Genomic DNA, 13,352 nt, shown 5'->3' with positions numbered 1-13,352 from the left:
TTCAAGTGGTTTTTTGTCACGGCGCGGGGTCTGCCTCGTTCAGTGCGGCAATTGCCTCGATCACCAGCAGCACCTGATGGCCGACGCTGACAATGCCGGCGGCGGGCACCGGCGCGCGCGGCAACTGGGTGCCGGCGACCTCGGTGATCATGGCGTCTTCCTCCAGCATGCGCACCAACTCGGGCACCAGATCGATGACCAGATTGAGCGTGACCAGCGTGCGATGCGGCCGCTTGACGATGCCGCGCCCGCGCAATTCGATCAGCCCGGCCAGGGTTTCGGGCGCGCGCATGCTCAGGTCACGCCCGGTCTGCACCAGATCGACCCGATCATCGGCGACGAGAAAGGCCGGCAGGCCCCGCCCTTCCCAGCGATCAAGCAGCGACAGCGCCAGCACGGACTTGCCGGCGCCCGACGGGCCGCGCAGCAGCACCCCGGTCGAACCCAATAACAATCCAGTGCCGTGCACGTTTTTCGGTTTACTCATCCGGCCAATCTATTTGCGGGCGCGCGGCAACACAATTGTAAACACGGCGCCGGAGCGATCGGTCCGATTATGCGCCCTTATGGTGCCCTTATGCGCATCGACAATCTGCTTGGAGATCGACAGGCCGAGCCCGGAATGGTCGCCGAAGCTCTCGGCATCGGGGCGGTCGGTATAGAAGCGCTGGAAGATCTTGGTGGAATCGCCGGTGATGCCGGGGCCTTCATCGGTAATGGTGACGGTGATGTCGTCGGCATCGGTGGCCAGCGCCACGCGCACCACCCCGCCCTCGGGCGAGAACGACACGGCATTGTCGATCAGATTGGCCAGCACCTGCGCCAGCCGGCTTTCATGGCCATTGAGCACCGCCGGCCCCTTGCCGCTGCGCTTGACCAGTTCCACGGTGACGCCGCGTCCCAGCGCCATGTCCTTCTGGATCGAGACCATGGCTTCGGCCAGTTTTTCCACATCGACCCGCTCCGAACTGTCGCGGGCCAGTTCGGCGTCGAGCCGGCTGGCGCTGGAAATATCGGTGATCAGCCGGTCGAGCCGTTTGACGTCATGCTGGATGATGGCATTGAGCCGCTCGCGGTCTTCCGGGCGTTTGGCCAGCGGCAGGGTTTCCACCGCGCTGCGCAGCGAGGTCAGCGGGTTTTTCAGCTCATGCGCCACGTCGGCGGCAAAGCGCTCAATGGCTTCGATGCGATTATAGAGCCCGTCGGTCATGCGGCGGAACGCGCCGCTGAGATGGCCGATTTCGTCGGGGCGGTCAGTGAAATCGGGAATTTCGGCGCGGGCATTGCCGGCGGTCTGCACCCGCTCGGCCGCCGCCGCCAGCCGCCGCATCGGCCCGGCGATGGTGCCGGCCAGCAGCAGCGACAGCGCGACCTGCACGGCGGCGGCAATCAGGGCGATGCGCAAAATGCCCCAGCGCTCCTGCGCCACGATGGAATCGATATCGCCCGGCGCGGTCGACAACAGAATGGCCCCGACCACGGCCCGCAGCCGCTGCACCGGCACCGCCACCGAGACGATCAGTTGGTTCTGCCCGTCCACCCGCACGAAATCGGCCGCCGCGCCCTGCAAGGCCGAGGCCACCTCGGGATAGCGGCTGCCTTCGTCGACGCCATACTCCTGATACACGGGATAGTTATCGCCCGGCACCCAGCTCAGCACGCCGTTCCACCAGTCCCACAGGAAGAAATTGCCGCCGGGCGGGGGCTCCGTGAGCTGCCGCATCACCTCGCCACGCGCATAGATATTGTCGCTGTCCAAGATCATCAGCCCGCCCTGATCGTAGATGCGGGCGCGGGTCTTGGTCGGGGTGATCAGATTGCGCAGCAGCGGCGCCACCCGCTCGGGATTGATCGGAAATTCCAGCATAGGGTCGAAATAGGACAGCGAGGACACCGTGCCATCGCCCTGCAATTGCAGCAGGCGATCGGGGTTGATCGAGATAACGTCGCTATCGACCGTTGCCGAGGCCGCCACCGCCGCGGCGATGATTTCGCCCTGCACGCGCAGCGATTGCACCCGCGCATCGATCAGCCCGGCGCGCCACTGGTTGAGGTAGAGGATGCCCACCACCAGCACCAGCAGCCCCGCCATATTGAGCACGATGATGCGCTGGGTCAGGCTGGAGAAAATGGTGAAATTGAGAAAGCGGCCAACGGCGTTGACCAGCTTGCGGAACGGGGTCAGCACCAGATTCCAGCCGCGCCGCTGGCGTTCCGGCCTGGGCTTGGGCTCGGCCACGGCTTCGCGCTCCGAGCCGCGCCAGTCAGGCGCCGACTCGGATTTATGCTCCAGCTCGGGGTCGAGAATGGCCACTGCGGTGCCTACTGCTCCTTGAAGCGATAGCCGACGCCATACAGCGTCTCGATCATCTCGAAATCATCGTCGGTTGCCTTGAACTTCTTGCGCAGCCGCTTGATGTGGCTGTCGATGGTGCGATCATCGACATAGACCTGATCGTCATAGGCCGCATCCATCAGCGCATTGCGCGACTTGACCACGCCAGGGCGTAGCGCCAGCGCCTGCAGGATGAGGAATTCGGTCACGGTCAGCGTCACGCGCTGGCCCTTCCAGGTGCAGGTGTGGCGCTCTTCGTCCATCACCAGCGAGCCGCGCTCGATCAGCGCCTTGCCGCCCACTTCCTGGGTGCCCGGCGGTGTCGAGGGATCGCGCGGCGCCGAGCGGCGCAGGATGGCCTTGACCCGCTCGACCAGCAGACGCTGGCTGAACGGCTTGGTGATGAAATCATCGGCGCCCATCTTGAGGCCGAACAGCTCGTCGATTTCCTCGTCCTTACTGGTGAGGAAAATCACCGGCACGTCGGATTTCTGCCGCAGGCGGCGCAGCAATTCCATGCCGTCCATGCGGGGCATCTTGATATCGAGAATCGCCAGATCCGGCTTGTCGGTGGTCAGGCCTTCGAGTCCCGACGCGCCATCGGTATAGGTGGCGACCTGGTAACCCTCGGCCTCCAGAGTCAGCGACACGGAAGTCAGGATATTGCGATCGTCATCGACGAGGGCGATTTTTGGCATATTCTGCCTTTCTGGTTCGGACGCTCTGCCGGCATGCGGCATCATAGGCTGTTCCGCATGCTTGCAGGCGACAATTACGCGTTAAATAAGGCGCGGCCAAGGGCAGTACAATGCGCTGCCCCTGGCAAACCTGCGCCCCGAAGGCGATGCAACTTCAGTCTTACGACCGATTTCGGGATGGCTGGAGGCCCCCTCGCTCCGGTAATTTCAGCACCATTGTGGGCGGCATCATCGGGTTGCCGCCACCATTGGAGTTTTCTTATGAGCGTGTTGTTCGACCACGAAGCCCTCAGGAGTCAGATCGCCGCCCGGGCCGGTTCGGTGTCGGTGAACGACATTGCCCCCGCCTTGGTTGCACGGTCCGTTCAGGGCGATGAATGCGCGCTGACGGCCGACGGCGCCGTCTCGGTGCGCACCGGGGCCTTCACCGGCCGCTCGCCCAAGGACAAGTTCATCGTCCGCGACGGGCTGACCGAGAACAGCGTGTGGTGGGATAATTCGGGCGCCATGAGCCCGGCCCAGTTCGAAGTGCTGCTCGCCGACGCCGTGGACGCCATGGGCGGCCACGCCATGTTCCGCCAGGACCTGCTGGCCGGGGCCGATCCACGCCACCAATATGGCGTTACCGTGCTGACCCCGAGCGCCTGGCATGCCCTGTTCATTCGCAATCTGCTGATCCGTCCCGGCGAAATGGTCGAGACCGGTAGCAACCCAACTGCCGTCACCATCGTCCATGCGCCGCATTTCAAGGCCGACCCGGCCCGTCATGGCAGCCGCACCGATACGGTGATCGCGCTCGATATGAGCCGCAATATCGTGATCATTGCCGGCACGCTCTATGCCGGCGAAATCAAGAAATCGGTGTTTTCGCTGTTCAACTTCCATGCCCCGCGCCAGGGCGTGCTGCCGATGCACTGCTCGGCCAATCTGGGCAAGGATGGCGAAGCCGCTCTGTTCTTCGGCCTGTCGGGCACCGGCAAGACCACGCTCAGCAATGATCCGGCCCGCCCGCTGATCGGCGACGATGAGCATGGCTGGAGCGAAGACGGCGTGTTCAACCTCGAAGGCGGTTGCTACGCCAAGACCATCAGGCTCAGCCCCGAGGCCGAGCCCGAAATCTTCGCCGCCACCAAGCGCTTCGGCACGGTGCTGGAGAACGTCATCCTCGACGACAGCCACACCCCCGATTTCGATGACGTGTCGCTGACCGAAAACACCCGCGCCGCCTATCCGATCCATGTACTGCCGGCCATCGCCAAGGGCAGCGTCGGCGGCACGCCCAAAACCGTGGTGTTCCTCACCGCCGACGCCTTTGGCGTGTTGCCGCCGATCGCACGGCTGACGCCTGAACAGGCCGTCTATCACTTCCTCTCCGGCTACACCGCCAAGGTGGCCGGCACCGAACGCGGCATCACCGAGCCGCAGGCCACTTTCTCGGCCTGCTTCGGCGCCCCCTTCATGCCGCTGCACCCCACGGTCTATGGCGACATGCTGGCCGACAAGCTGCGCGAGAGCGGCGCCAGCGCCTGGCTGATCAATACCGGCTGGACCGGTGGCGGCTATGGCGTGGGCAAGCGCATCGACATCGCGTCTACCCGGCGCCTGTTGACCGCCGCGCTCGATGGCGCGCTGGACGACGTAGCGATGCGCCAGGACGAGTTGTTCGGCTTTGAGGTGCCATTGCTGGTGCCCGGCGTCGAAACCCGCCTGCTGACGCCGCGCCTCACCTGGAGCGATGCCGAGGCCTATGACCGGCAGGCCCTGCATCTGGCCGGGCTGTTCCGCGCCAATTTCGAGAAATTCGGCGACGCCGCCAACGCCGCCCCCGGCCCACATCTGGCCCAGGCCGCCGAATAACAGCTATCTCCTCCCGAGATCACTCAGGGCGCCCGCAGGGGCGCCTTTTTTTGTTGGGTGGAGGCCGGTGCTCCGAACTCCCCACGCACTAAGCTGCGGGGCCGTGAACAACTTATGGCGCCCCACAGCCGCCCCACCCACCGTGTCACCCCGGCCTTGAGCCGGGGCCCATCTCGAGATGTCATCCCAGCCGCAAGGTGGTTTCTCCGGCACCTCAGGATGGGTCCCGGCTCAAGGCCGGGATGACATCGGGTTTGTGGGGCGCCCGGAGCGCCCCACTTATCCATCTTATCCCCGCCCCCAATTCCCGTGCCACACTCCCCCTCATCTTTCCGGGATACGGGCGGCGCTGCAGCGACCGGTGTCCGGCAAGACGGTCGGGAGGGTGGAGGTCGCGCTTCGCCCTGGGCTGTGCGGATGGGGCATTCGGGCATGAGGCTACGGTTTCATGCTGGGGCTTGCGGTCTGCCTTCCGAGAAAAACCCGACGCCCCGAGGCGGTTTCGTCTCATTTATTATTCAATTCCAGAGGCGCAGTCGCCTCGGGGCTCCGCTCGTCAAAACGCACCGCGCGGCATCTGGCCGGCGCGGCGCTTCAGCATGGCTGAACGACTGGGAAACTCAGTTGGGGGAGTAGAAGATATGCGAGCCGATCTGGGCGACGGCGCTGTAGGTATCGGCCCAGGACGGGCGGACATTGGTGGTGTGGTAGTAAAGGGCCGAGCCCGGCACGGCGCCGACCTTTTCACCCAGCGCGAATTCGGTATAGACGGCTTCGGCCATCTGCGCGGAACGGTCCCAGGCGCGGCGTTCGCCGGCGACATCGGTGCGGCCGTCGCAGGCAAAGGTGAACTGGCAGCGATAGCGGCCCTTGTCGGCGTTCTGGTAGATCACGCCGCACAGCGTCGAGGGGAACTTGCCCGAGCGGGCGCGGTTGACGATGACATTGGCCACCGCCAGCTGGCCGGTTTCGCTCTCGCCGCGCGCTTCGTGATAGATCGCCTGAGCCAGGCAATCGCGCTCGGCATTGGCATGGTCGAGGCGCTGCGCCAGCGGCTGGTAGCCGCTCTCGATATAGGCAGCGAGCGCCGAGGCGTTCAGCGCCGGTTCGGGCCGGGCAGCGGCCGGATTGGTGAAGCTGGCAATGGCCGAGACGGCGCTGTTGCCGCCCAGCGAGCCGCGCGCGATGTAGCCCATCAGCACGTCGGTGGTGAGTTCGCCTTCCGGCAGGCTGGCCTGCACGTCAACAGCGCGCAGCGCCTGCTGGCGCTCGACATAGTTGGTGAGCAATGCGGCGGTCAGGGGTTGCTGGCCGGGGGCCAGCGGCACCGCGATGGGGCCAAGCGCCGGGCGATCGCGCAGCGACACCAGATCGGCGGGCACCGGCAGCGGGGTTACATCGGCGACACGGATGGTCTGGGCATGAACAGGGACAAGCGTAACGAAGAGCACGAGCGCCAGCGCGCTCAGGGCAAGCACATGCGAAACCGCACGCACCGCAATATCTCGCCAAGTCTGCCCCAATGCCCCGTCCTTACTCGTGAGCCCGTCCGGCCATATCCGGCGGGCCTTCTTTGGCCGGTCCCGTCATTGCGGTCCCAGCTCACTTCCCGGCCGGCACCCTAACCAAGGATGCAAAGGGATGGAAGTCGAAATTTACGGCTGCTTAACCATGCAGGTTAGCTTCTTAAAGTAGGGTTAATCCACCCGGGGCCGGATGAAAACCCAAGAAATAGAAGGACTTGCCCCGTGGTGAAGAGGAGCTTGCCGCATTGGATAAAGTTTTAAAGGTTAAACAAACACCCCGAACATCGCTGTGGAGTGTTGCCGGCCGGGAACGAGTCCCGGCCCCGGCGCGGGTTCAGGAACGGCCGAAAGCGGCCAGATGAACCTGATTGAGACTCTCCACCACGGCGATGCCGAGGGCCTGGGTGGCAGCATTGGGATGCACCAGATCGGGCACCATGATGGTCTGCATGCCGGCGGCATGAGCGGCATGGACGCCGGCATTGCTGTCTTCGAGCGCCAGGCACAGCAGCGGATCGATGCCGAGGCGCTGCGCCGCGATCAGATAGGGCTCGGGATGCGGCTTGGGATGGATGACGTCGTCGCGGGTGACGATGGTCTGGAACATCTCCAGCAGGCCGGCGGCCCCCAGATGATGCAGCGCGTGGGGCTGGCGCGACGAGGTGGCGACAGCGGTGGGAATGCCGCGGGCATGCAATTCGCCAATGAATTCACGGGCGCCGGGCTTGACCGGCACGCCGCCCTCGGTGCGCTCGGTCATGATGACCCGGCAGCGCTCGTCGAACAGGGAATAGGGGAAGCTGACACCATAGGCTTCGAGCAGCAATTGATTGGTGCGCTCGTGGCTGCCGCCGACCATGGACCGATGCACATCATCGGTCATCTCGAAGCCAAGGTCAGTGCAGACCTCGAAGACGATGGTGCGGAACACGCTTTCGGTGTCGAGGATGGTGCCGTCCATATCGAAAATGACGGCCTGAAAGGGCGCAAGGCGCAGGAGATCAGAATGGGCGTTCATTAGTGTCGATATAGGGCGATTTGTCGGTTTGCGCCAGTCAGCTGGGCGAAAGGCAGGGTTGCAAGCATGCTGCCAGTTTTCTGGCACTATGCTAGCGTTGCACCCCATGTCCGACTTTCAGCCCGCTCAAAATCACCTGTCGCTCGGCGATGCCTTCTTTGATCGCGTCACCCCTGCCGACTTCCCCCAGACCATTCTGCGCCACCGCGACCAGCGCTGGGCCAGGCGGATGGGGCTGGCCGAGCTCAGTGACGACCAATGGCTCGCCCATTTCGGTCGCTTCGAGCCCCTGCCCGGCTCGCTGCCGCAACCGCTGGCGCTGCGTTACCACGGTCACCAGTTCCGCAGCTACAATGCCGATCTCGGCGATGGGCGCGGTTTCCTGTTTGCGCAGGGCTATGACCTTGCAGACGGCCGGCTGCTCGATTTCGGCACCAAGGGCAGCGGCAAGACGCCGTGGTCGCGCGGCGGCGATGGCAAGCTGACCCTCAAGGGCGGGGTGCGCGAGGTGTTGGCCACCGAAATGCTCGAAGCGCTCGGCGTCTACACCTCCAAGAGCTTTTCGCTGATCGAGACCGGGGAAGCTCTCTATCGCGGCGACGAGCCGTCGCCGACGCGCTCTGCCGTGCTGGTGCGGCTCAGCCACAGCCATATCCGCATCGGCAGCTTTCAGCGGCTGGCCTATCTCGAGGATCAGGCTGGGCTGGAACAGCTGCTCGATTATTGCATCGCCAATTATTATCCCGAACTGGCCAATGCTGCCGACAAGCCGGCGGCCTTCCTCGAGGCGGTCGTGGCCAAGGTGGCAATGCTCGGCGCGCAATGGATTGCTGCCGGATTTATCCACGGGGTGCTGAACACGGATAATATCAACATCACTGGCGAGAGTTTCGATTATGGCCCCTGGCGCTTTTTACCGGCTTACGACCCGGACTTCACCGCCGCTTATTTTGATGAGACCGGGCTTTATAGTTTTGGCCGCCAGCCCGACACGCTGGCGTGGAATTTGACCCGGCTGGCCGAATGCCTGTTGCCGCTCGCCAGCATCGAGCGGCTGGAGCCGGCGCTCAACACGGTGTGGCCGATCTTCCGCGCCGAACTGCCCCGGCAATTGCTGCGCCGGCTCGGCCTCAAGCCGCGCGACACCGAGGCCGATAGTGCGTTCGTCACCGAATTGTTCGGCTTCCTTGGCGCCAGCAAGGCGCCTTATGAGCAGTTTTTCTTCGACTGGCGCGGCGGCGGGCTCAGCGCCGAGCGCGCGGCGGCCAGTCCCTCGGCAGCGTTTTATGCCAGCGAGGCGTTCCGCCCCATCGCCGATGGAATGGAACATTACGCAGTCGCCGACGACCTCAATCTCGGGCATGCCTATTTCGCCCGCCGCACGCCGCGGAGCATGCTGATCGATGAGGTCGAAGCCATCTGGGCACCGATCGCCGAGCGCGACGACTGGACCTTGTTTGAAAACACGCTTTCGGAAATCGCCGAGATGCGCGATGCCTATTCCATCAAGCCCTGAGGAGACCCAAATGCCGATTTTTGCCCTTGATGGCATTGCCCCGCAACTCGCCCCCGATCTGGGCTGGATCGCGCCGACCGCCGTGCTGATCGGCGATGTCGTGGTCGGGTCTGAAGTGGGCATCTGGTTCGGCGTGGTGGCGCGCGGCGATATCGAGACCATCACCATTGGCGCGCGCAGCAATGTGCAGGAAAACTGCGTGCTGCATACCGACACCGGCTATCCGCTAAGCATCGGGGAAAACTGCACCATCGGCCATTCCGCCATCATCCATGGCTGTTCTATTGGCGACAACACGCTGATCGGCATGGGCGCGACGGTGCTCAACGGCGCCAAAATCGGCAAGAACTGCCTGATCGGCGCCAATGCCCTGATCACCGAAAACAAGGTGATCCCGGACAATTCCATGGTGGTCGGCGCCCCCGGCAAGGTCGTGCGCGAGATCGACGCCGAGGGAGAAAAGGCGCTGACCGCCTCGGCCGACCGCTATGTCCGCAACGCCAAGCGCTTTGCCACCGGATTGGTCGATGTGACGGCCCGGCCGGGGGATTTCGAGCCGGCATAGTGGGATAGACCTGCTTCCCCCCGCTTTCGTTTGGCGATAAACTTATCGCAAAACGAAAGCCCAGCGATGAACGAAACTTCCGAACGGCATCTGGCTATTCTTGAGCTGGCCCGCAGCCAGGGGCGGGTCATGGTCGATCAGCTGGCGGGTCACTTTGCCGTTTCGGTGCAAACCATCCGTAAGGATCTCAACACGTTGTGCGGGCAGCGGCTGCTCAGCCGGGTGCATGGCGGGGCGGTGCTGCCATCGGGCGTGGAAAATCTCGAATATGAGGCGCGTCGGCGCATTGCCGCCGAGGCCAAGAGCGCCATTGGCCGGGCCGCGGCGGCGCTGATCCCCAATGATGCGTCGCTGTTCATCAATATCGGCACCACCACCGAGGCGGTCGGCCAGGCGCTGATCGAGCATTCGGGCCTGCTGGTGGTCACCAACAATATCAATGTCGCCAATCGGCTGCGGGTCTACCCCCGCTTCGAGGTGGTGATCGCCGGCGGCATTGTGCGCCCCTCGGATGGCGGCATTGTCGGCGAGGCGGCGGCGGGGTTCTTTTCCCAGTTCAAGGTCGACTACGCCATTATCGGCGCCTCGGCGCTCGACGAGGAAGGCGCGCTGCTCGATTACGACTATCGCGAGGTCAAGGTGGCGCAGGCCATCATCGCCAATGCGCGCCATGTCATTCTGGTGGCCGACCAGGGCAAGTTCGCCCGCTCGGCGCCGGTGCGCATTGCCCGGATCGACCAGATCGGCACCTTCGTCACCGACCGCTGCCCCTCGGAACGGTTTCGGGCGCAATGTGCGGCGGCCGGGGTGGCGCTGATTGAAGCGCAATGACCGGCGGCGTTAGGTCAGCGCTAACCACCGGGCCAGTTCGCCGGCAAAATAAGCGAAAGTTAAACCGTCGCGGCACATCATGGCGCAGACGGGCCAGAAGGGCCGTGACGATTGGCGGTTACCCTTGGCTTTGAACGAGTCCCCTCTGCACGAGCATCGCCTGGCCTGGCTACGGCCCATCGTCCTGCCGACGCTGGTGGCGTTGGCCGTTCTGGTGGTCGGCGGGGTGATCCTCGACCGGCAGAGCAGCGTCCTGCATGAAGAGCGGATGCGCGCCGGGGTGTTGGCGCAGGTATCGCTGATCCGTGCCAAGCTGGAAGGCAATATCAACAGCAATATCCAATTGATCCGGGGGCTGGTCGCCACCATTGCCACCGAACCGGAGATGCAGCAGGAGCGCTTTGCCGCCCTGGTGTCGAACCTGTTCGAGGAACAGAGCCAGCTGCATTCCGTGGCGGGGGCGCCGGATTTGGTGGTCTCTATGACCTTTCCGCTGGAAGGCAATGAGCGGGCCATCGGGCTGGATTATCTGAAAAACGATGCCCAGCGCGAAGGCGTGCTGCGGGCCCGCGATACCGGCAAGCTGCTGCTGGCCGGTCCGGTCGATCTGGTGCAGGGCGGACGCGGCTTTGTCGGGCGCTTTCCGGTCTATCTCGACGGGCCTGACGGACCCCGGTTCTGGGGCGTGGTTTCGGCGGTGGTCGATGTCGAACGGCTATATCGCGATAGCGGCCTGCTGACCGCAGACCAGGATATCGACATCTCAATCACCGGCAGGGACGCCACTGGAGGCAATGGCTCGCGCTTTTTCGGCCGCAACCTCGACGCCGCCAACCCGGTGACCGCCGAGGTGGCGCTGCCATTTGGCTCATGGGAAATCGCCGCCGTGCCCAAGGGCGGCTGGATGGCCCAGGACGGCAGTTGGCTGCTGCGCGTGGCGATGATGGCCGCCAGCGCATTGATCCTGCTGCCCATCGTCATCACCGGACGTCTGGTGGGCGAACGGCAACAGCATTTCCGCGAACTCAAGATCCGCGAGGCCGAACTGGCGCGATTGTCGCGCCGGCTGGGGCTGGCGCTGGGCGTGTCCAAGGTCGGCGTCTGGGAACTGGACATGGTCAACGGCACGGAAAACTGGGACGAGCGCACCAGCGAGCTGTTTGGCCTGCCCGCCGATGGCGGCGCGCGCAATCTCAGCCATTGGCACCAGGCGCTGCACCCCGATGACCGGGAGCGCGCCGACGCCGAATTCAAGCGTATGATCGCCGCCACCGGGCGCTATGAATCCGATTATCGGGTGCTGCTGCCCGATGGCCAGGTGCGCCATATCCGCTCGGTCGGGGCGCTGTTCCACGAGCCCGGCGCGACGGAAAAGCTGGTCGGCGTCAATTGGGACATCACCGAGGACGTGGTCCTCAACGAGGATCTGCGCCGCGCCACCCAGCTCACCGAGGCGCGCAATCGCGAGCTGGAACTCGCCCGCGTCCGCATCGAGCACAATGCCCTGCATGACAGCCTGACCGGCCTGCCCAACCGGCGCTATCTCGACGAGATGCTGAAGCGGCTGGCGGCCGAGGGCTGCCAGGGCAGTGGCACCATGGCGCTGCTGCATATCGATCTCGACCGCTTCAAGCAGATCAACGACACGCTGGGCCACGCCGCCGGCGACGCCATGCTGATCCATGCCAGCGCGGTGTTGCGCCATAATTGCAGTGCTGCCGACTTCGTGGCCCGCATCGGCGGCGATGAATTCGTGGTGCTCACCACCGCCAGCGATGGCGATATCCAACTGGGCACGCTGGCCGAGCGCATCGTCCGACAGATGCGCCAGCCGGCCACCTATGAGGGCCATCAGTGCCGCTTCGGCGTCAGTATCGGCATCGCCGCCGATCGTGGCCCGCAAATCGACGCCAAACGGCTGCTGATCAATGCCGATATCGCGCTGTATCGGGCCAAGGCGCGCGGCCGCAACCGCTACGAGTTTTTCTCCGAGACGCTGCAGGCCGAAGTGGTCAGCACCAAGCGGATCGCCGACGAAATTCTCAGCGGGCTGGAGCGCCATGAATTCGTCGCCTGGTTCCAGCCGCAGTTCGATGCCCACACGCTCGAAGTGGTCGGGGTGGAGGCGCTGGCGCGCTGGCAGCATCCCAGCGAGGGCATCAAGGCGCCCGACGCCTTCATGCGCATTGCCGAAGAGCTCAATGTCGTCGCCACGCTCGACCGGCTGATCCTTGAGCAGACGCTGGCCGCGCAGAAACGTTGGGACGGTTTGGGATTGGGGGTGCCGCGCGCCTCGGTCAATGTGTCGCTACGCCGGCTCGACGACGAGGACCTGATCGCCGGGTTGCGTCAGCTCGATATCGCGCCGGGACGGCTGAGCTTCGAGCTGGTGGAATCGATCTATCTCGATGAAGGCGACGCCGTGGTCGGCTGGAACATCGACCAGATCAAGGATTTGGGCATCGATGTCGAAATCGACGATTTCGGCACCGGCTACGCCTCCATCGTCTCGCTGCAGAAGCTGCGGCCCAAGCGCCTCAAGATCGACCGGCAATTGGTCAATCCGATCCTCGTCGATCCGGGGCAGCGCCAGTTGCTGGCGTCCATTGTCGATATCGGCAAATCGATGGGCATCGAGGTGGTGGCCGAGGGCGTCGAGACCATGGAGCATGCCGCCATCCTGCGCGATCTGGGCTGCGATATTCTGCAGGGCTTTGCCTTCTCCCGCCCGCTCAGCCCGGCCGATCTCGAAACCTTCCTCACCACCAAAGCGTGGCGGCGCGCCTCCTAGAGCGGCCAGATTGCGGCTACCCGCCCTTCTCAAACTCGCCCCCATCAGGCATTGATCGCTGCATAGTGTGCAGGAGGAATGCGGCGATGGGCGACGAACAGGGACGGTTCATTTTTGGCGTGATCGGGGCCGGCATGGGCGCCAAGCCGCATGCGCTGGCGCTGCAATCGCTCAGCGCGGACATTGCCGTGCGCGGGGTCTATCGCCGCGATCCA

Annotated in this window: 10 protein-coding genes; 5 read left to right on the top strand and 5 right to left on the bottom strand. The window is 64.4% G+C overall.

Annotated features, from left to right (window positions below; all coding sequences use genetic code 11):
* Positions 1-16 precede the first annotated feature (16 nt).
* The 3 genes from ACX3OZ_RS18820 to ACX3OZ_RS18810 are packed head-to-tail and all read right to left on the bottom strand — an operon-like array spanning position 17 to position 3,033.
* Complete coding sequence (locus ACX3OZ_RS18820; protein ID WP_459094507.1) at positions 17-487, bottom strand: HPr kinase/phosphorylase; 471 nt, start codon at positions 485-487, stop codon at positions 17-19.
* Positions 488-496: 9 nt separating this feature from the next.
* Positions 497-2,314: a stimulus-sensing domain-containing protein gene (locus ACX3OZ_RS18815; protein WP_459105191.1), complete on the bottom strand. Its 1,818-nt coding sequence runs from the start codon at positions 2,312-2,314 to the stop codon at positions 497-499.
* An 8-nt stretch (positions 2,315-2,322) separates the two neighbouring features.
* The gene (locus tag ACX3OZ_RS18810; RefSeq protein WP_316358099.1) at positions 2,323-3,033 is read right to left on the bottom strand and encodes a response regulator transcription factor; all 711 of its coding nucleotides are present in this window, start codon (positions 3,031-3,033) and stop codon (positions 2,323-2,325) included.
* Positions 3,034-3,294: 261 nt separating this feature from the next.
* Between ACX3OZ_RS18810 and pckA the strand changes: the two genes are divergently transcribed.
* Entirely contained in the window at positions 3,295-4,890 is a 1,596-nt protein-coding gene (gene pckA, locus ACX3OZ_RS18805; RefSeq protein WP_459105190.1) for a phosphoenolpyruvate carboxykinase (ATP), read from the top strand.
* 620 nt (positions 4,891-5,510) lie between these two features.
* On the opposite strand, the gene ACX3OZ_RS18800 is transcribed toward pckA, so the two are convergent.
* Positions 5,511-6,386 (bottom strand): cell wall hydrolase, encoded by an 876-nt coding sequence (locus ACX3OZ_RS18800; RefSeq protein ID WP_459105189.1) that lies wholly within the window; start codon positions 6,384-6,386, stop codon positions 5,511-5,513.
* A 364-nt stretch (positions 6,387-6,750) separates the two neighbouring features.
* Positions 6,751-7,434, bottom strand: a complete 684-nt coding sequence (locus ACX3OZ_RS18795) for an HAD family hydrolase (protein WP_459105188.1) — start codon at positions 7,432-7,434, stop codon at positions 6,751-6,753.
* Positions 7,435-7,540: 106 nt separating this feature from the next.
* On the opposite strand from ACX3OZ_RS18795, the gene ACX3OZ_RS18790 reads away from it, so the two are divergent.
* From ACX3OZ_RS18790 to ACX3OZ_RS18775, 4 genes are all read left to right on the top strand, one after another.
* On the top strand, positions 7,541-8,950 hold the full coding sequence (locus ACX3OZ_RS18790; protein ID WP_459105187.1) for a protein adenylyltransferase SelO: 1,410 nt from the start codon (positions 7,541-7,543) through the stop codon (positions 8,948-8,950).
* 10 nt (positions 8,951-8,960) lie between these two features.
* Positions 8,961-9,515, top strand: a complete 555-nt coding sequence (locus ACX3OZ_RS18785; RefSeq protein WP_459105186.1) for a gamma carbonic anhydrase family protein — start codon at positions 8,961-8,963, stop codon at positions 9,513-9,515.
* Positions 9,516-9,581: 66 nt separating this feature from the next.
* Positions 9,582-10,346, top strand: a complete 765-nt coding sequence (locus tag ACX3OZ_RS18780) for a DeoR/GlpR family DNA-binding transcription regulator (RefSeq protein WP_459094500.1) — start codon at positions 9,582-9,584, stop codon at positions 10,344-10,346.
* 130 nt (positions 10,347-10,476) lie between these two features.
* Positions 10,477-13,137 carry a bifunctional diguanylate cyclase/phosphodiesterase gene (locus tag ACX3OZ_RS18775; RefSeq protein WP_459105185.1) on the top strand — a complete coding sequence of 887 codons (2,661 nt, stop codon included), beginning with the start codon at positions 10,477-10,479 and terminating at the stop codon, positions 13,135-13,137.
* Positions 13,138-13,352 lie beyond the last annotated feature (215 nt).

It is taken from the genome of Devosia sp. A369, from assembly GCF_054489345.1.
Note: the sequence above shows the minus strand (reverse complement) of the source record. Positions and strands in the feature narration are given on the sequence as shown.